The sequence below is a fragment of the Microcoleus sp. CAWBG27 genome (assembly GCF_020883145.1).
Lineage (GTDB): Bacteria > Cyanobacteriota > Cyanobacteriia > Cyanobacteriales > Microcoleaceae > Microcoleus.
The window spans coordinates 1-18,394 of sequence record NZ_JAHREU010000035.1 but is presented as its reverse complement, the minus strand read 5'-3'; the positions used below and the strand labels follow the sequence as shown (position 1 = coordinate 18,394).

Below are 18,394 nucleotides of genomic sequence, written 5' to 3'. Positions count from 1 at the left end.
AACCAGGCTGAGGGTTTTCTGCTGTATCCTGTGACTTTCAAAAAGTGTGAGGATCTAAACACTTTTGAACGCTAGATATCACATTTTTTTATTAATAAGCTATTTCTTAATTATATCTTTATTTTTTAACAAAAACCCGACAGTGCGGGAGTTATCAACCATCACGGATGGTGCTGAAAGATTAAAGTTTTTTGAAGTTTAGCAAAAATCCTGAAATCTTTTGTAATATAAACAGGAAAGTTGAAAAAAATCTAAAGACAAACTAATTGCATAAAAGTGTCGCTAAGGTAGTAAAGATGACGGTTTGTCAGAGAAAAAGAGTGTTAAGCTCGGCTAAGCTCAGCCCAAGCAAAACCGCAATATTTAATTAAGTTCGATCGATAACAAAGGCTAAGGTAAAGTTCATGGCAAACTCAGTTTTAAATAAGCCAAACGCAGCAGGAGTGCAGTGGCAGCCAAAAGATATTATCCGCGGCCTAGTGTGGAAAATTGCGATCGCAACCTGGCTGTTGATGGCAGTAGGCAGCGCCACGCGCGTCATGAATGCGGGGCTCGCTTGCCCCGACTGGCCGCTGTGCTACGGTCAATTAATACCCGCAGCGCAAATGAATTTGCAGGTATTTCTGGAGTGGTTTCACCGTTTGGATGCAGCAGCAATTGGCTTAAGTGCGATCGCCCTTTTAGCACTTTCTGTCTTCTACCGCAGCCGCCTGCCTTCCTGGCTGCCCCTCGCCAGCGCCGGTGCAGTATTTTTAATAGTTTTTCAAGGCATATTGGGCGGCCTCACCGTGACGCAACTGCTGCGATTTGACATCGTTACCGCTCACTTGGGAACGGCTTTACTGTTTTTTTGCGCCCTGCTAGCGATCGGTTTTATGCTGACTCCCTACGAAGCTACAGGCAATACAGGCAAATTAGCCTGGGTAAGTTCGATCGCAGCACTGCTAGTTTACCTACAAAGTCTGCTAGGAGCATTAGTCGGCTCTAGATGGGCGCTGCATCAATGTTTTGGTTCGTCAGAATTGTGTTCGGTAATGAACAGCCACATCGCCGGCATCGTACCCGCTACCGCAGCAACTTTAGCAGTATCAGTGATGGCTTGGCGGCAACCAGCACTCCATTCAAACTTGCGAAAATTAGGGAATTTAGCGAGTCTTTGTCTGATTGCTCAATTAGTTTTGGGATTGGCCACTTTCCGGCTGCACCTTCAGGTAGAACCGCTGACAGTCGCCCACCAAGCAGTCGGCGCAGCCTTGCTGGGAACTCTACTAGCTTTTAGTGTTTTGTCGTGGCGCGATCGGGTTTTATCAACTTGAGAGTAATATCATGTCCGGTAGCATCGTTGTTATTATAATGCAAGTTCTTGTAGGGGCGGGTTCACCATGATTCTCGATAACCGCCAACAGTTTCATAAACCCGCCCCGCCCCTACAAGCACGAATCAACCGAACATGATATAGAACGCATATTTATCTATTCCTTGAGTTAGAGGAAGCTGATTTATCCCTCGGTGAGCGCGGGTTTATTAGTCCTTGTAGCTACAGCAAATATCTCTCGTAAAACCCGCCGACCCTACAGCCAAATCACAAATGACAAGTGACAACTAACAACTAACAATTAATCACAAATGCAAGAAGTTCTTACAAACAATAGCCCTCGCCTCCACGAAAACTTTTCGCAAGTGGTGAAAAGTTACTACCAACTTACAAAGCCGAGAATTATTTTACTGCTGCTAATCACGACATCAGCCGGAATGTGGATGGCCGCCAAAGGAGAAGTCGATCCGCTATTGCTAGTATCAACCATCACCGGAGGCGCTTTGGCTTCCGCATCGGCGAATACGATTAATTGCGTCTACGACAGCGACATCGATTATATTATGGAGCGCACCCGGTGGCGGCCGATTCCTTCCGGGCGTGTGAAGAAACGGGATGCTTTGATTTTTGCGATCGCGCTAGCGACAATTTCCTTTACATTGCTGACAGTTGTTGCCAACTTATTAGCCGCCTTGCTAGCAATGTCAGGCATAGTTTTCTACGTCCTAATTTACACCCACTGGCTGAAGCGCCACAGCGTGCAAAACATCGTCATCGGCGGTGCAGCAGGGGCAATTCCGCCGCTAGTTGGCTGGGCTGCGGTGACGGGAGATTTGAGTTGGGGTGCGTGGCTGCTATTTGGAATTATCTTCCTGTGGACACCGCCACATTTTTGGGCCTTAGCAATGATGATTCGCGAGGAATACAAGGAAGTCGGCGTCCCCATGTTGCCCGTAATTGAGGGCGACGAAGAGACAGCCCGCCAAATTTGGATTTACACGTTATTAATGCTTCCTGCAACTTTGCTGTTTGTTTATCCGTTGAATTTAGCGGGCCCGGTGTATGCTGGTACTGCGATTTTCCTCGGTGCTATTTTTGCCCAAAAGGCTTGGTTGCTGTTGCAGACTCCAGAAGATAAGAAGGTGGCGCGATCGCTCTTTAAATACTCTATTCTGTACCTGATGCTATTGTGCGCTGGAATCGTGGTTGATAGTTTGCCTGCGACTCACAACTTTACTACTGCTGTTGTCCAAAATGTGCATACTTTCATTAGTGCAGTTGTGATGTAGTATTCTGTTAGAGCCCAGACTTCTTATAGAAGTCTGGGTTCTGGCTATTTAGCTATTTTTCAAATATTTACCCAAAAACTCTAACTGGTTCACCATTTCCTCTGCTGTCTTATTCGCAGTTAGTTCCATAATTGCTTTAACTTGCTCGCCGACAGAATAGTCTTGTGAAAGCAGCGCAATGCCAGCATGAGATTCCTCTCTGACGAGGAATTCAGTATGTAACTGACAGAAGTCTCCAATATTGTGACTGTACAGCACTCTGTTTTGAGTGGTAGCTAGCCGAAGTTGTTCTTCGTCGATTAATCCTTCTGTTTGAGTTTCATTGACGGTGGTTACATCAACTTGACGCGATCGTAATGCCCGTAGAAGAGACTGATCTTGGGAATCTTCATCTAGGTAAATCTTAATCTCACTCATGCTTCTTTACCAAAGTTACTGTATAAAGCTTCTAGGCGCTTGGCTTCTGCGGCTTGATGAATTAGGTCAGTTTCAATTTCTTTGGTGTTGGCATGATAGTAGGTGAGTGCGGCGTAGACTTCGGCGAGGGTGAGATGAGAAATGCGATCGCAAATCTCTTCAGCATTCAATCCTCGCTTGTACCAGGTTACAATCCGGCGAACGGTAACGCCTTTACCGAGGATGTGGGGACATCCACCATGCAATCCGGGAGTGCGTGCAATGAGCGTACCAATGTCAATAGATACTGCTGTGGTCATAAATTTTATAATCTTAACTATACTCATAATAGACTAAAATTCCATAGAGGCGAACTGATTATGAACTGGAAAGCACACATTCACTCAAATCCTAAAATTATGCTGGGCAAGCCTGTAATTAAGGGAACGCGAATATCAGTTGAGTTCATTTTAGGGTTATTTTCAGATGGTTGGACGCAGCAACAAATTCTCGAAAACTACCCAACGCTTAATCCTGAATCAATCCAAGCAGTGTTTGCTTTTGTGGCGGTCGATAAATGAGGTAAGCTAGAGACAAAGGTTTTAAACAATTTTAACCAATGCCAGCATCCGTTGCTTATCTGTTTGACAGAATCACAGTGAATCCAAGACAATGTGGCGGTCGTCCCTGCATCCGGGGAATGCGGATTCGAGTCATCGATATCCTAGAGTTGCTAGCTGTGGGTTTGAGTTTTGAGCAAATTCTTGAAGAATTGCCAGACTTGGAACTTGAGGATATTAAAGCTGCGCTTCTGTATGCAGTCCGCAAACTCGACCATCCCGTTTTAGCCGCATGACAATTGTAAATTCAAAAAACCTTATAATGTACAGAATTGAGTGACTGACGGAGGAATAATACAGAGGATATGTCCGAGTAGAGTTTCACCTTGTACATTCTGGGATGATGGTTTATGTGGATGTTTAAACGCTTTGAGATCAAGAAGGCAATCGGAATTTTAGGCTTAGGCTCTATTTTTGTACTTTTACTTAGTCGTAATGGTGCTGCTGGTTCAGGAACTGCCGGTGTAGAATGTTTATTGAGTGCGAAGCCATATATTCAAGTATTGAAGAGTAGTCAAAATTCGGCAATTCGTGTTATTGCAGTTACTGAGTTAGCAAAAATTCATGATTCTAGGTGCATTGATGAATCTCATTTTCAGCAAGAGGTTAATAAAGTTTTCATCGAAGTTTTAACAACAGATCCGGCTCCTACTGTCCGCTCTAAAGTAGCACTAACGCTTGAAAAATATCAATATGGAATGACTAAAGAAGCCATTCAAAAGCAATATATGGTAGTGAGAGATGTCTTAAAAAATGATAAGAGTCCAGAGGTGCGCTTTAGCGCAGCAATTGCTTTATGGGATATAAAGATAGGTAGCGAAGAGAGTGAATCTGAACTAGCCAACTATGTTAATCCAATAGTTCCTGAACTGATCAAGGCTGCTCAAAGTAGTCAAGATACAGAGATAAAATATTTAGCTATTGATGCTTTAGGAAAAATTGGCTCTGGATTGAAAGGAAATTCTGTAAAGAAAAATTTTTCGCGACCACAGAAAGTTCTTCCTGTTCTAGTTAATGTTCTAAGGAGTGATCCTGATAAAGGAGCGCGAGCGCTTGCAGCAGAATCTCTTGCAAGAATGGAATCAGAGACTAAAAGCATTGTTCCCAATATGATAGATGCATTCAAGCAAGAGAAAGAACTTGAAGTGCAGCTTAAGATTGTTGATGCTCTTGGAGGTTTTGAGAAAAAAGCGAAGTCAGCAATATATATTTTAGAGGAGGCTTCAAAACAAATTACAAATCGTCAGCTTCGTGTACATATCTTACGAGCAATAGGTCAAATAAGCCAGAGATCAGATGCGCTTATTTTAAAGATGATTGAAACGGCAAGAAGTAGTTCTACCACAGAAGAAAGAATAACAACTATAGAATTATTTGCTTCTGAAGCATCCCATCCTAGAAGAAAAGAGATTGTATCTTCATTGATTGAGATTTTGAGCAGTGAAAAAAATCCAATTATTCGCAGCTTAATATCGAAGGTATTAACCAACTTTCAATCAGAATATGATTCAATTATTCCGTTTTTGTTGCAAACCTTGAAAAGAGAACCTAATCCAGATGTTAGGGAATCTTTTGTAAAACTATTTGGTGGCTATACTATTTCTATAGGTAAAACAGAAAATAATAGGACTTATGTAATAAGTTATATTAATGAGCAAATTCTTTACAAATATTCAGAATTACTGGTTCCTGCTCTTATTGATTCTTTGAAGAATGATAAAGATTCTTCTGTTCGTTCTGAATCAGCATCTTCTCTAAAGTCTTATGTTATGGAGGAAGAACTGATTGTTTCAGAGCTATCCGAGATTCTGAGAAAAAAAGGTGGAAATAACAAAGATAGTGATATTGCAGCGATTACTGATACTTTAAGTTCTTTTTCTCCAAAGAAGTCTATCCCAGCATTATCTGAGATTTTGAGGACACATCCTGATAAAAGAGTGCGTTCAAAAGCGGCATCAGCTCTCGCAGAAACTTTCGATATATCACAGAACTTAAATAAAATGTCTGCCGAAAATCTGGAAGAAAATTTTATTGGGTTGGAAAATGGTCTGAGAATTTTGGAGACCATACCAGCTAGTCAGCAAAATTGGACAGGGGGAAATTTAAATACACTGACAGAAAAGTTTCGATTGCGTATCAATAATATTCAATTGGAGAAAGCAAGACGAAAAGATGAATCTGAGAAACTCTCCAAATGGTTAGAGAAAAATAATTCGATTGTACTCCTTGCTCTATTTTTTGCAGTTTTAGCTATTGGTTATTGTCTAGTCCTTTGGTTGTATCCTCGTTTGCTACTTTTTATTCCTTCTAGCATCAGGCTACCGAAGGTGGGCAAAATTCCATTCAAAATTATCCTTTTTCTAAAATATCACCCCAGAGTAATGGATGCGTGGGTCACGCACTACCTCGGCTCCGACACCCACAGCGAAACCGACCAACCCAGAGCCAGACTGCGGTTTGGGGCAATCGAAACCGTCAGTCAGCATCAAACCTACATTCCGCTGCCCTTAAACCTCAGAGCCAATAAGCAAGCTAACCGTTACGAAAGCCTACCTTTGTCTGAACTTCAAGGTATTTTTCGAGGAAACATCGTGCAGCTATTGCTCTACGGCGAAGGCGGAGTCGGTAAAACCAGCCTTGCTTGCCACCTTGCCCAACTAGCAATGGTAGATAAACCCCGTTCTCGACTCTGCAAACAGCACCCCATGCTGCCTGTTTTGATTGAACCGGAACTGCTGGAACAAGAACTTGTTCTCGGTAGTTCCTTACCCAATAAAACGACTATTCGAGAGGTAGGGGCAGTTCAGCAGGCTGGCTATGGCATCATTCCTCTCGATGAAACTGTGCAAGAGCATTGGGATCATGCCACTAATCAAGCGCTGATTGAAGCAATTCGCAAGCAAGTACAGTTTCTGATTAACGAACAGGAACCTATTAGTGATGAACTTTTGAAATACCTGCTGCAAGCGGGACGGATTTTGGTGATTGTTGATCGCGTTTCCGAAATGAGCCAAGCCGCCCATCAGACGATTGATCCTACCTCCAAAACCTATCCGATCAATGCGCTGGTTCTCACCTCTCGCCAACGGGAAAAAATTGGCAATATTCAACCGAATGTCATCGAACCTTTGTCTCTAACTGGGTCAGAACTTATGCGGTTCATGGAGGAATACCTGAAAGTTACTCGTAATATAGAGCTTCAACAACAACCTAACCTTTATAAAGCCTGCGCCAATCTACAACAAATCGTCGAAGCGCGAGGCGACAAAAGCATCATTACGGTATTGCTTGCTAAACTTGCCGCTGACCAACTCATTGCTGGAAAATCCTTGCCTACCAGCATCCCTGATCTGATGCTCAAATCCCTTGATGTATTCAGTGACCAGGTGCATCGCCACGAATTCAAGCCTGATTATCGGACTGTGTATCGAGATGCTCAAGTAATCGCTTGGATGTGTTTGCAGTCTACCTACCGCCCAAATACGGCTTCACGTAAGGTCATCACGGAAGTGTTGACCAAACTCGACTCCAAAGCAGATGTACCTCAACGGCTCAATTATCTTGCTACTGAACTGCGTATCGTCGATATCGTCGGTGCAGGTCAAGAGCAAATTCGGATTGCCCTCGATCCAATGGCAGAATATCTAGCTGGACTCCATTTAATAAACCTTTACGGCAATAAGGATAGTGATTGGAGAAAGTTCCTAAAAAAAGCAGGCGAATTTGATAAGCTTGCGATTCAAGGGTTCATGTTAGCGGTGCAAGATTGTTGTCGCGTTGCTAGTTTAGAGAATAAGGTTTCAGCCGTGATTGTCGATGAATTCAAATCATTTATGAGTTAAGTTAAAATTATCTATTTTATAAGGTGAATGCCATGCAAGCCAAACTTCAAGAACAACTTTCTCCTGCTGATGCCCAAGTCATTTTGAGACGCTTGCCAGAAAGAATTCAAGCGGCTCTGATTGCGCGTGCTGCGGAAATTGAATATCCGATCGCAGCGGTGCTCGAAATGGCGATCGCCAGTTTTCAAGGGCACAGAAGCATTAGGTTTCGTAGATTGCAAACCAGGACGCGGGCAGTAAAAGCGACAAGAAGTGCCAAAGTTTACGGTATACTTCGTTAACGCACCCTACAAGAGCCACGTTAAGCTACAAACAGACAACAGAGAGCCAACCTACGCAAAAGGTTAATATCAATGATTGCGATCGCCCAAAAAACCCTTTCCTTCGAGGAATTTCTCAACTGGGATGACGACTCCGGCAGGTCATTCGAGTTAGTCAATGGAGTTGCCATGCCCCTGAGTGAACCCACAGCCAAACATGAGGATGTCGTCGATGGTTTATGTCGTCTCTTAGTAGAGCATTGCCAATCCTTGAACCTTTCCTACATTCCTCGACAAAATAAACAAGTCAGATTGAATGCTATCCCAGGCGAAAGTGAATCGAGTCGTAAAGCCGACATTGTGGTGTTTGCCAAGGAAGAATGGGCTAGAATGCGTCAAAGTTCTGCCTCTGCTGCTGCCTATATTCCACCTCCATTGGCGATCGAAGTTGTTAGTACCAATTGGCGGGATGATTACCGCATCAAATTGAATGAGTATGAAACTTTAGGAATCCTGGAGTATTGGATTGTTGATTATGCAGGGTTGGGAGGCGTTCAGTATATTGGCTCTCCAAAACAGTCTACGGTGACTATCAACCGCTTAATTGATGGTGAATATCAGGCACTGCGATATCAAGGAGAAGACACTATTATTTCTCCAATGTTTCCTCAGTTGGTATTAACGATCGCTCAAATCGTTGCGATGACAGAAGTTTAGTGTTTGCAAATTATTTAGATGAACAGTTGTATAATAGTATGGAGCACCACATAAATCGGGAGAGTTTCCCATGCCCAATCCATTCTCTGGAATGAATCCCTACCTCGAACAACCAGAGTATTGGTCGGATTTCCACAATCAATTGGTTGCAGCAATTGCTCGATCGTTAGTCCCCAGACTCGTTCCGAAATATCGCGTGGTGACGGATAAATGGGTGTATAAAATCGCAGGTTCGACAGCAATTGCCATTGGTAGACCAGATGTCAGCGTGCAGCAGAACCGAAGGAATGCGCCAGCAAATACAGGCACTTTTGAAGGATCTATTGCTGTCTGCCCAATGCCAGAACCTGTTAAAGTAACGGTTCCAATGCTAGAAGAAATTCAGCAATCCTATATCGAAGTAAAAGATGCTGCAACTCAAGAAGTGGTGACGGCGATCGAAGTGCTTTCACCTGCGAATAAATACGGAGATGGTCGTAAAAAATATATCACAAAACGGCAGAAAGTTTTAGAGAGTCTCACCCATTTGGTTGAAATTGATTTGCTGCGCGATGGTATTCCCTTGCCTGTAGAAACTGGCGATATTCAGAGTCACTATCGCATCTTGATTAGCCGATCGCAAATTCGTCCGATTTCTGATTTGTATCCCTTTAACTTGGGCGATCGCATTCCGGCATTCTTGTTGCCTTTGCGATCGGAAGATTCAGAACCCATATTAGACTTGCAATCCTTGGTTGACGAACTGTACGAGCAATTGGGCTACGATTATTTCATCGATTACAACAGCAATCCACCATCTCCTTGGTTAAAATCGGAGATAAATGACGTTTTGTCAATCGATCGCAGATCGAGCTCTTAGCTCTTCCTCGATCGCAATTCTACTCCTGATAAACTCAATCGTAAGCGATTATCTAACCCTATGTCTGCCATAGATTTTTACCATAACGCAGTAAAATTAGCCTTGATTAAAGATAATTGGGCGATCGCAGCCGCTCCTTATCTAATTCAGTGCGAAGATATTGATTTATCTGCCGATATTGCTGATTCAAGACCGATCGCTGCTGAACGAGAATGTCATAAAATTGTTGTTAATATCGAATGTTTTTTAGGGCGCTCCTTAATGACCGATTTTCACCTGGCAGTTGGCAGATATAAGCTCTATCAAATGCTCGTGGAAAAGACGGCACCAGAATATGAGCTCTACCTAGCCATCGATGACATTACATACAACAATTTTTTCAGGCGTGAGGGCATCGATTTTCTGGTGCAATCGAGTCAAATCAAAATTTTTGTTGTCAATATAGATGAACAGGAAATCGTGCAATGGATAAGCTAAATCAGTATCGCGAAATTATCGAAAAAATACTGTCCGAATATCGAGATTGGGCCGCAGGTGCGAATCAAATTGGCGTACAGGAATGTGTTTCCTTCGATCGAGAAAACGACCATTATTTCTGGTTTCATGTTGGTTGGGATGGCAAGCGGCGAGATTTTGGAGTGACAGTTTACCTCAAGATTGAGCAAGACAAAATTTGGATCGAAGAAGATTGGACGAAACAGGGCATCGCCAACGAGTTATTAGATGCTGGAGTTCCTCCCGAAGACATTGTTCTAGGTTTTCAGCATCCCAGTAAGCGCCCCTTCACTGAATTTGCGATCGCCTGAACCTTAATCTTGGCAAATAGCAGAAGCTATGCGATCGCATATTCAGAAATTATATCGTTTTTGATTGCATCGGAATGATTTAACCACAGAGAGCGCAGAGGACACAGAGGGAGAGAATGGAGAGATGAATACAAGACGATGCTACCGGATTTGATATTAGGCATTCCAAATCAAGAAACCGGGTTTTTTATCAAAATAACGGGTAAGGTGCCCGTTGGGGTGGGCCGGAAAGCCCGCCCTGAAAACTTTATTGACTTAATTCGACTGAATCTGTGCGTTCAAAACCTTAGAAATTCGATCGCGCGTTTCCTCCAAATGAGCCTGCGTATAAGCATCCGCATTCTTGTCCAAGTTGCGAATACTCTTGCTCAAACCCTCCCGCAACTGCCGCAACTCGTACCACGCCAGAGTCCGCGCATCCTCAGGTGCACTGGTTTTTCGCAGCACCATTCCGATTAAAATTGCCAAATGTTCTCGCTGCAACGATCGCCGAAAAGTCGAAATTTGCATCTTCTTGGACGGCTGCAAAACCTCTTTCCAAATATCTTTTTGCAAAGTATCGAACAATTCTGGCAATTTCAAAGCACTTTCCGACGCTGATTTTAACTCCGCATCCCGCAGTCTCGCCAGCCGCACTGGAGATAGCAAGACTCGCAGCACAAATCGCTGCATAAAAGTAATTCGATCGCCGATCGGGTAATCTAGAGGAAACACCAAAGCCGGACTTCCCCAGTGCTCCCAGCGCGCAGGCGCTAATTTATTCAGCAACTCCGGCGCAAAACTGAACGCATCCGGTGCAAAAACGTACTTATCCAATGTTGCTAATGCTTCTCTTTGCTGCGAAAGTTCGATCGGCACAAACGGCAATTTTCCCTTCGCATCGCCCGGGCGAATCCGACTAAACGACTGTCCGCCGACGTACAAAGTAGCATTCATCACCTGCTGAAAATAATACCCGAACACCGAATCAAACATCACCCGCAGTTCGTTATAACCGTCTTCCCCAACCGGAATTCGCTTTTCTAAACGCTTCCACATTGCCTTAGCATTATCCAATTGCCATTGCGAGTACCTGAGCATATTGTTACTGAGATCGAAGGCATTTGCAGCGGGATCGAGATTGTCAACAGTATCCTCATCCGGCGCATAAGCTAATTGCGGTTCCCCCGCGCGACTGGCAATTTGTTGCAGCGCTGGTAAGTCGCTGTTGGGGTTGGCGCCACCAAGAACTTTGTAACCGTACTCGATCGCCCAATCATCATAAGGCCCTACAATGGTGGGATAATAATCGCCCTGTACAGTTCCCTGCGGTGCCAAATTAATCGGCAGGTAATCCATTACCGACGCCACCATACCGGGGGTGCGAGTTACCTGGGTATTGTTCAAATCCTCTGGTTGCAGCATTGTACTGCCGTGAAAATTGTGTCTCAAACCGAGAGTGTGACCGACTTCGTGTGCAGTCAAATTTCGGATATAATCATTAACATAATTATCGAGCACCGGACTGCTAGGCGCTGCATTATCCAGCAGCGACATCGACATTGCCCCGATCGCAAATTGCCGGCTCGATTCCAACCCAAAACACATATCCGAACTCAGGATCAAGCGCGATAAGGGCGATCGCTTTTGCTCTTGGTATCTTTCCACCAAAGTCGGCAAATCATTAGCAATTCCACCCGGAGAATTCTCCCCGCTGCTTTTGCCTAAATCTGCATTTTCGAGCATCGGCAAATAGCGAGAGTACATTCCGAATTGACAGGGATTGGTATTAGAGCCGTTTCGGCCTTGAAAACTCCTCGCTAGCGATCGATTTTGTTCTACCAAAGACCGATATCCCTGTTTGATTAGCCGGACAATATTAGCATCCAACAAAATATCAGCATCCAAGATTTCCCCGGTTAGCGGGTTAGTACGAGACGGCCCGAGTCCGGCAAAATCCGACTCAAAAGAACTAGACCACCTAATAGTATTGTAGCGGACATCAGCCGGATCCCATTTAGCATTGTCCGGCATTTGTTTGACCTGAATTGCCTCTGTAAAACCTGCTTTTTCAAAAGCTTTGTTCCACTCCAAAATGCCCTCGCGAATTGCATTGCGGTATTCTAGAGGGACATTATTTTCAATCCAAAAGACGATCGGCTGCACCGGAGGCGACATCGGCGCCGTCGGGATTTGCTTTTGCAAATGCCAGCGATTGATATAGCGAACAAAAGGCTCCCGGCTGCTTTTGTCCGAAAAGTCTTTATATGCTGTCAGAAAATAGCCGACTCGCTCGTCTGCAAGTCTGGGGCGGTAGCCGTTATTGAGAGGCACTTCCGAGAAACTGTAGTGAATGCGGAGGTTAAATGCCCGACTGTCAGGAATCGAAGGTAAATAGTTAACTGCACTGTCATTATCGCTGGAAAAACCGTAAATAGAAGCAATTTCTACATTCAGCGGAAACGCTTTCACATCTTTAAAATAAGATTTGTCTTCATCGATCGAGTAATCAGCGCCCAAAATCGCCGGCAAAATCGCTTTAACCCCCGGTAAGTCGCGCTTTTCGCTCATCAGCAAATCGCCTAAGTCGATCAGTAGAGTTTGTCTTTGCGGATGAAGGCTTTTGAGTGGCAAAGAATAGAGAATCGACTCGCTAAATGCCCTTGCCACCGAACCCGCTTGCGGGTCGCCCGGACGCGTGCGAAAATTGATATTCGGTATGACAAACTCGACTTTATTTTGGACTCGCCGCAGTTGAAACAAGAAATCGCCCATCGGCAATCCGCTCAAAATTCCCCCTTCCCCCAAGCCTGATGCCAATGTGACGAAACACAGAAACTTTTTATTCAGTTGTTGCGGTTTAATTTCTAGATAAACTTTATTAGTTGCCAGATTGCGGTAAAGGGTAAACAGCCCTTCAAACTTTTGCGCGTCTTTGACAACTTGCTCGAAGGGTTGCAAAGTTTGTTGTTCGCTGCTGGGTGGCGGAGTTGATAAAGCAAAAGGTAAAAATAAACCTTTATACAAGCTAAACAGGAAAAAAGCTAGAGATAGTATGAAAAATATCAAAGCCAGATTTTTTCTGGGACTTTTTATCTGTTTATTTTTGCTATTTTCAGGAAATACCAATCTTTTCATACAGTTTCTTTCTCTGATGCGTTTGGGGGCTAGAAACCGGGTTTCTACGAAAATTTTGCGATGAGAAACGAGAAGTTTACGAAGAAACCCGGTTTCTGATATGGGCATCCACAACTCGTATTTCTCCCCTCTCTCCCTCGAACATAACAGACAATTTCTCGCTTAGCAGTAGCTGATAAATTTTTCCCTATCCATCTAGCGAGATTCTGCTACCAGGAAGCGAGTAACTCTACTTCTTCACAGGCCAGGGAATCATCGGATCTTGAGCCAACCGCTTGGAAACTGCAACAGCACCGTAACGGTTGAGGTGGCTGGGGTCAGAAAAAGATTCCCGTGCTTGGGGCAACAATAAACTATTATCTCGGAAAATTAGTCCGGTTTGAGCTGCTAATTGTTGCATATATTGCCGGAATTCTTGTTCGTAACCTGTCCGCACCGGATCTAAATAATCGGCAGTCAGAGGCATATTGACAAACACGAGATTGATGTTGCGAACTTTGGTAAATTCGATCGTGTTTTTGAGCGCTACAGTTTGTTCCCCTGTCAATTTAAAATCTTGATAGTCGGTGTCGTAATATCCAGATACTTTGGCGTGTTTCTGAAAGTAAGTATCGGGATTGAAGCGGATGTCGATCGGCAAAAAGCCGTTTGGTTGAAACTCGCTGGGTGCTTTACCCGCAGCAGTTTGCTGGGCGTTTTCAGCGGTTGGTTTATCGTCGTCGGCTGCGATTTGGGGGCTTTGGGTGACAATAGGGGCTGCTGGATTCGCGATCGATCGCAAAAATCCTTTCAGCCGATCGCGCTTTTTGTAAGTTGCAGAAGTATCCACCAACTTTTGACTCAGAAATTGTTGAACATTCGCTTGACTTTGTTCCAAATTGTGCACCAATTCACCAGCAGTCGCGATCGGATTTTTGGCAGTTTCCTTAGATGTTGGGGATTCTAATGGATTGGTGCGGATCAGAAAACTACCCCGAGCCAATTGCCTGTAACCTTCAGAAGAGGCGATCGCGCTAAAAGTCAAATCCGGCCGCCCGCTGTTGAGAGCCCTCGCCCCGTCCGCCAAAATCAGCAATTTCGGCAATTGTTGCGGTGGCAAAATCCGGCGGACGATCGAATCTACCACTTGCAGAGTAGCTCCGTTCACCCCAAAATTGTAAGCCCTCAGCCCTGGATAGCCTCCAGCAGCCAAAGCCGTTTCCAACACCGCCGGATCGATGCCCCGCAGCGCCCTAGAACTCCCCACTATGAGAATATCCGGCGGTTTTTTGTGCTGGCGGATGTACTCTTGGTAGCGCGCAATCTGCTCGTCAAGCTGCTCGCTCCTCAAACTCGGAAACACCGGAGCAGCCGAAACATCAGTTACAGGAACGCTAGTATTTCCCGGTTTTGTAAACCCAGAACCGTTGAAAGCCTCTTCCCCGCTCGCGGACGGCGATGGTTGTAACGGAATTTGAGGCAAATTCACCTCTTGAGACTCGGGAACCGGGAGCACAGAGGAAGAGGAAGAGGGAGACTCAGGATTCGTGAGAGAGGCTTGAACGTCGAGCTGAGGCTTGGAGGATGAATTTTGACAATTTGGGCCCCTGCAAACTTCGGAGGCTCTAGGAGCTTGACTAACCGTCGCAGATTTAAGAAATAGACCCAGCAACCAATCGGTATTGAAGGTCAGCAGACAGCCGGCGATCGCCCAAATCAAAGCCATTCCCGCCGCGCGATCGGCTCTCACGCCACCGGGCGCAGCAGCATTCATTGACAAAGCGTCGTTGGGAACAAACAAACCCGAAGCAACAAGCGGCTGCACCACAGCTTGAACCAACTGCTCGCCCAACTGGTAACCGGGGAGTCTAATTTTGAAGCGCGGCCGCGAGGAGTCGGGTGCAGGAGCATCGAACACCAAATTATCGCCCAGAGCAGAAAAACTTCCATCCGCCGCCGACGGCGCAAAGTCCGGCACCGTTTCCTTTTCCAAGACAGCCTGTTGCGAGGGAGCCGATGAAGTTGTTGGTGCTAATTCCCCGTCAACCGCCATTTTGAGATCGATACCGTAGCGCCACAAAGGCATTTTCTGACCGGCGCGGCGCCCGTATACCCGCACCCCTGCCACTCCCGGAATTTGTAACTGCCGCAAGAATTTAGCCACCGACGGGCCTACCTTCGACTGAGGAGGGCAAGTCAGAGCTTCAGTCATGACGTGGAGCACGTTGGCTTTGTGCAGCGCCACAGCCCGAATCCCTCCGGTTTCCAGCTTGCGGTTGAGATTGGGATTGAGAAACCTATTGAGCAAAAAAGTCAAGGCCAATTGATCGCCCTCGGCTGCCAACATCCTCGGGTTGGGAGCTAAGTCGGGGTGGTGGGCTGCTGGTAAGTCGATCCAGTCGATCCATACCGGCGACTCCGGCTCGGTTGTGCTGTCGCTGGCCGGTTCTACGCCGTAGAGGGTAGCTGCACGGATGCCTTGGGGCGCGAAGGATGCTAACAAAGGGGCGATCGCATCGGTGGTTTGCTGTTTGTCAGGGTATTCTTGTCGTTTGGGTTTTTGTCCTTTTTTGACTGTTTTGCTGCAAAACAGGTGCAGAGTTGCTTCTTTGAGAGTGGCTCGCACTTCGACTGTTGATGTCGCCAAGTGTTGGTTGAGCAGTTTGGCGATCGACTGTACGTCTCCCCAGCGTGCCCATTCCTTGAGAATTGTGTCCGGTGGCGTCAAATCGACTCGCAGCACCCAGTCCGGCTTCGATTCGCCTGCAACTTGGCTGCCGATCGCGGCTTCCCGGAAGTCCTCTAGTTGCAGTTTCCGCAGCCTAGCGGCGATCGGTTCTGCCAGCAAGGAGGGTTCGGGGCTGTAAGCTGACTCGCACAGCACTAACAGCCGCCGTTCCTTGGACTTGAGAAGTTGTGGCGCATTGGGGTGCTGGGTTTCGAGGCTGCTTTTGACTTCTTTTTCGCGAATGCTGACTTTGACAGATACACCCATCGGCCCGAGGATTTCGCTGAGATAGCTGGCGATCGCATCTGGATAGCCCCGCCGCGCCAAAGTTTCCGCTGAAACGGTCAAAGTGCCGTCGCCATCACTGTCACCCGAGCCTGTTTCGGGGGATTGAATCAAAGCCACCGCGCCGCGACTTGCCTGCTGTTGCGTGGATGTTTGCGGTGCTGGCGCAGAAACGGGGGGACTGAAAGCTTCCCGCGTTGCCGAAGTGTCGATCGTCACCGGAGAAGTTTCAAAAACTTCTGGGTATTCAATCCGGGAGGCCCTGGGGAAACTTTCGGTGTCAAAATCCATTTCTTCCCGCACCTGAGGCATTGGTGCCGGGGTTTCTACCTGTTCTGGTTTCAGTTTAAGGTTGCGGTTGTCATTGTTGAATTTGCCAAAGAATCCACCTTTTTTAGGACTTGGTGGCGGTTCGCTGTCGGGGGGACTCGCTGGTGGTGGCATTTCGGAAACTTTTGGTTCCGGTTCCGGATCCCGTCGCTGTGGCTGTGGCTGTCGCTGTTTGCCGCTGCAATCGAGCCGGACAGTCCAGTCGTTTTGTCGGGAACCGAGTTTGCGGCCGCACAGAAACAACTGGTAGATTTTAGTTCGATCGGGCAGGAGTCGCGTTAAATCAGTTTGTTCGATCGCGCTCTTAAATCTCGCCGTCACCAATTCCTGAGACGGACACAATTGCGCTTCGCACAAAATATGCAGGTGATTTCCGCGCAAACGCGCTTGTACCTGTACCTCGGGCAGTCCCAAAGCTTTTTGCGCCCACTGCGATGCGGGCGATCGATTGTCTGCCAATATACTCCCGTTCGCATTCAACATGGGACTTTAAATTTCGTCAAAGCTGGTTTTGTTTTCTACAGATAGCACAGTTTACAGGTTTTACATACAATTATTTTATTTGCCGAGCCGAACTTTATGGATCCGATTTAACTGCTCCTCGGCTTCCTGGCGAGTTCTGTATCCCCTCGGCTGGGATTCTTTGGGCAATACTGTTTTAGACAATACCTCGAATGTATTCTGGCACAATTAGACCAACTTAACCCAAGTTATTAGTCATTAATCATTAGTCATTAGTCATTCGGCTGGCATCGGAATTATAATAATTTTCGGAATGTCGTTAGTGCGAGCATCCCCGCTGGGTTCCGCCAGGATAGTCCCTGGCAGGATGTCAATCGGATATCACCGGATTTAATCTCAGAAAGCATTCGGCAGAGGGCAGCCTATTTGACTTATTTCCCCTGTAAACTAAGGATACTGAATAACGCAGGAGGGAGCTATGCCGTCGGAAAACCAAGACTTGCCCAAAACTCAAACACCTCAGAGTCCAAAATTGCCAATTCCCTCAGATATTTTATTGAGCTTGGCCGCCTTACCCATGCTGGGCGGCTTGCTGGCTGCCAAAGCTGCTGCTGAGTTTGTGAACTCGATCGGCATTGAAAGCGAAGAAGTCTTTCGGGGTTCGCGCCTCCCGGTACTCAACTTTCCTCACTCGCAGGAGTAGCAATCTCAAGGCCAGTTCAACGCTAAATTTTTTGACCAAAAAGCTTGACAGCCGATAGAATCCGTGCTGTTAAAATTTATATTTGCTTCCAGCTTCTCCATCAGTGGTTTCGCATCGCAAGATTAGTTGCAAAACACCAGGAAAGGCAGGCCCGGTAGTCCAAACCACGATCGTCATGAGTCATCCGCAAGCGCAAATCGCAAATTGTACAAGATGTCTCAAATTTGACTGCAAATAAAAATGTTTTAGGTGAAAGTGACATACTCCTACACTGATGATTCGCATACAGTGTAGGCTTCCAAGACAATCCGGCTATTGCTTAGGAGGCTCTTGGCTTTAAGAACGGAATGCCCTACCGCTCTATTTTTTATATTTATTGCTGCATTATGATCTCTATCGAGACTACACCCACAGTGAGGGCAGTCATGCCAACGAATATGCAGCTTCTTAGGTACTTTCCCACCACAATTGGAGCAATCTTGTGAGGTATTGTGAGCGCTTACTATCACCACCAATAAACCAGCATTTACGGCTTTATTTGTCAGTATTTCTAGAAAGCTTGGGCTCTTCTGGAGTCAAGGTGATAAGCAAACCTAATCAGAAAAGCAAGCTAATAGCCTTGCTCGAAAGTTATCAAAGTTCATAAAGCCATAGGCTTGTCGCTTAATCAACTTAATTCGATTGTT

Annotated in this window: 17 protein-coding genes; 11 read left to right on the top strand and 6 right to left on the bottom strand. The window is 45.8% G+C overall.

Features of this window, described 5'->3' with window-relative positions; genetic code table 11:
- Nucleotides 1-404: 404 nt before the first annotated feature.
- The gene (locus QZ938_RS19190) at nt 405-1,316 is read left to right on the top strand and encodes a heme A synthase (RefSeq protein ID WP_293352842.1); all 912 of its coding nucleotides are present in this window, start codon (nt 405-407) and stop codon (nt 1,314-1,316) included.
- Nucleotides 1,317-1,626: 310 nt separating this feature from the next.
- A complete protein-coding gene (locus QZ938_RS19185; protein WP_293352840.1) occupies nt 1,627-2,604 on the top strand; it encodes a heme o synthase in 978 nt (325 codons plus the stop codon).
- A gap of 48 nt (nt 2,605-2,652) precedes the next feature.
- Here QZ938_RS19185 and QZ938_RS19180 read toward each other — a convergent pair whose 3' ends face one another.
- Together QZ938_RS19180 and QZ938_RS19175 are read right to left on the bottom strand one after the other, a co-directional pair.
- Entirely contained in the window at nt 2,653-3,021 is a 369-nt protein-coding gene (locus tag QZ938_RS19180; RefSeq protein WP_293352838.1) for a DUF5615 family PIN-like protein, read from the bottom strand.
- Nucleotides 3,018-3,320 (bottom strand): DUF433 domain-containing protein, encoded by a 303-nt coding sequence (locus tag QZ938_RS19175; RefSeq protein WP_293352836.1) that lies wholly within the window; start codon nt 3,318-3,320, stop codon nt 3,018-3,020. Before QZ938_RS19175 ends, QZ938_RS19180 begins: the two co-directional genes overlap by 4 nt.
- Nucleotides 3,321-3,380: 60 nt before the next feature.
- On the opposite strand from QZ938_RS19175, the gene QZ938_RS19170 reads away from it, so the two are divergent.
- The 8 genes from QZ938_RS19170 (at nt 3,381) to QZ938_RS19135 (ending at nt 10,104) form a co-directional block, all read left to right on the top strand.
- Complete coding sequence (locus QZ938_RS19170; RefSeq protein WP_293352834.1) at nt 3,381-3,581, top strand: DUF433 domain-containing protein; 201 nt, start codon at nt 3,381-3,383, stop codon at nt 3,579-3,581.
- Nucleotides 3,582-3,619: 38 nt separating this feature from the next.
- Entirely contained in the window at nt 3,620-3,856 is a 237-nt protein-coding gene (locus QZ938_RS19165; RefSeq protein ID WP_293352832.1) for a DUF433 domain-containing protein, read from the top strand.
- 114 nt (nt 3,857-3,970) lie between these two features.
- A complete protein-coding gene (locus QZ938_RS19160) occupies nt 3,971-7,462 on the top strand; it encodes a HEAT repeat domain-containing protein (protein ID WP_293352830.1) in 3,492 nt (1,163 codons plus the stop codon).
- Nucleotides 7,463-7,494: 32 nt separating this feature from the next.
- Nucleotides 7,495-7,743 carry a hypothetical protein gene (locus QZ938_RS19155; RefSeq protein WP_293352828.1) on the top strand — a complete coding sequence of 83 codons (249 nt, stop codon included), beginning with the start codon at nt 7,495-7,497 and terminating at the stop codon, nt 7,741-7,743.
- Between the two features lie 72 nt (nt 7,744-7,815).
- Nucleotides 7,816-8,439, top strand: coding sequence for a Uma2 family endonuclease (locus QZ938_RS19150; protein ID WP_293352826.1), 624 nt, complete (start codon nt 7,816-7,818; stop codon nt 8,437-8,439).
- Nucleotides 8,440-8,509: 70 nt separating this feature from the next.
- Nucleotides 8,510-9,298, top strand: a complete 789-nt coding sequence (locus QZ938_RS19145) for a DUF4058 family protein (protein WP_293352824.1) — start codon at nt 8,510-8,512, stop codon at nt 9,296-9,298.
- Between the two features lie 60 nt (nt 9,299-9,358).
- A complete protein-coding gene (locus QZ938_RS19140) occupies nt 9,359-9,775 on the top strand; it encodes an element excision factor XisH family protein (protein ID WP_293352822.1) in 417 nt (138 codons plus the stop codon).
- Entirely contained in the window at nt 9,763-10,104 is a 342-nt protein-coding gene (locus QZ938_RS19135; RefSeq protein WP_293330617.1) for a XisI protein, read from the top strand. Before QZ938_RS19140 ends, QZ938_RS19135 begins: the two co-directional genes overlap by 13 nt.
- Nucleotides 10,105-10,359: 255 nt before the next feature.
- Here QZ938_RS19135 and QZ938_RS19130 read toward each other — a convergent pair whose 3' ends face one another.
- Both QZ938_RS19130 and QZ938_RS19125 read right to left on the bottom strand, forming a co-directional pair.
- Complete coding sequence (locus QZ938_RS19130) at nt 10,360-13,221, bottom strand: zinc-dependent metalloprotease (RefSeq protein ID WP_293352820.1); 2,862 nt, start codon at nt 13,219-13,221, stop codon at nt 10,360-10,362.
- Between the two features lie 229 nt (nt 13,222-13,450).
- Nucleotides 13,451-17,026: a hypothetical protein gene (locus QZ938_RS19125; RefSeq protein ID WP_293352818.1), complete on the bottom strand. Its 3,576-nt coding sequence runs from the start codon at nt 17,024-17,026 to the stop codon at nt 13,451-13,453.
- A gap of 457 nt (nt 17,027-17,483) precedes the next feature.
- Here QZ938_RS19125 and QZ938_RS19120 point away from each other — a divergent pair, with 457 nt between their 5' ends.
- A complete protein-coding gene (locus QZ938_RS19120) occupies nt 17,484-17,708 on the top strand; it encodes a hypothetical protein (protein WP_293330626.1) in 225 nt (74 codons plus the stop codon).
- A 266-nt stretch (nt 17,709-17,974) separates the two neighbouring features.
- On the opposite strand, the gene QZ938_RS19115 is transcribed toward QZ938_RS19120, so the two are convergent.
- Complete coding sequence (locus QZ938_RS19115) at nt 17,975-18,217, bottom strand: zinc ribbon domain-containing protein (RefSeq protein ID WP_363318867.1); 243 nt, start codon at nt 18,215-18,217, stop codon at nt 17,975-17,977.
- Between the two features lie 84 nt (nt 18,218-18,301).
- Nucleotides 18,302-18,385: a transposase gene (locus QZ938_RS19110; protein WP_293158237.1), complete on the bottom strand. Its 84-nt coding sequence runs from the start codon at nt 18,383-18,385 to the stop codon at nt 18,302-18,304.
- Nucleotides 18,386-18,394: the final 9 nt, after the last annotated feature.

Coding starts and splice junctions, on each gene's coding strand:
- QZ938_RS19190 (WP_293352842.1), top strand. CDS start 405: ATGGCAAACTCAGTTTTAAATAAGCCAAACGCAGCAGGAGTGCAGTGG.
- QZ938_RS19185 (WP_293352840.1), top strand. CDS start 1,627: ATGCAAGAAGTTCTTACAAACAATAGCCCTCGCCTCCACGAAAACTTT.
- QZ938_RS19180 (WP_293352838.1), bottom strand. CDS start 3,021: ATGAGTGAGATTAAGATTTACCTAGATGAAGATTCCCAAGATCAGTCT.
- QZ938_RS19175 (WP_293352836.1), bottom strand. CDS start 3,320: ATGACCACAGCAGTATCTATTGACATTGGTACGCTCATTGCACGCACT.
- QZ938_RS19170 (WP_293352834.1), top strand. CDS start 3,381: ATGAACTGGAAAGCACACATTCACTCAAATCCTAAAATTATGCTGGGC.
- QZ938_RS19165 (WP_293352832.1), top strand. CDS start 3,620: ATGCCAGCATCCGTTGCTTATCTGTTTGACAGAATCACAGTGAATCCA.
- QZ938_RS19160 (WP_293352830.1), top strand. CDS start 3,971: ATGTGGATGTTTAAACGCTTTGAGATCAAGAAGGCAATCGGAATTTTA.
- QZ938_RS19155 (WP_293352828.1), top strand. CDS start 7,495: ATGCAAGCCAAACTTCAAGAACAACTTTCTCCTGCTGATGCCCAAGTC.
- QZ938_RS19150 (WP_293352826.1), top strand. CDS start 7,816: ATGATTGCGATCGCCCAAAAAACCCTTTCCTTCGAGGAATTTCTCAAC.
- QZ938_RS19145 (WP_293352824.1), top strand. CDS start 8,510: ATGCCCAATCCATTCTCTGGAATGAATCCCTACCTCGAACAACCAGAG.
- QZ938_RS19140 (WP_293352822.1), top strand. CDS start 9,359: ATGTCTGCCATAGATTTTTACCATAACGCAGTAAAATTAGCCTTGATT.
- QZ938_RS19135 (WP_293330617.1), top strand. CDS start 9,763: ATGGATAAGCTAAATCAGTATCGCGAAATTATCGAAAAAATACTGTCC.
- QZ938_RS19130 (WP_293352820.1), bottom strand. CDS start 13,221: ATGAAAAGATTGGTATTTCCTGAAAATAGCAAAAATAAACAGATAAAA.
- QZ938_RS19125 (WP_293352818.1), bottom strand. CDS start 17,026: ATGTTGAATGCGAACGGGAGTATATTGGCAGACAATCGATCGCCCGCA.
- QZ938_RS19120 (WP_293330626.1), top strand. CDS start 17,484: ATGCCGTCGGAAAACCAAGACTTGCCCAAAACTCAAACACCTCAGAGT.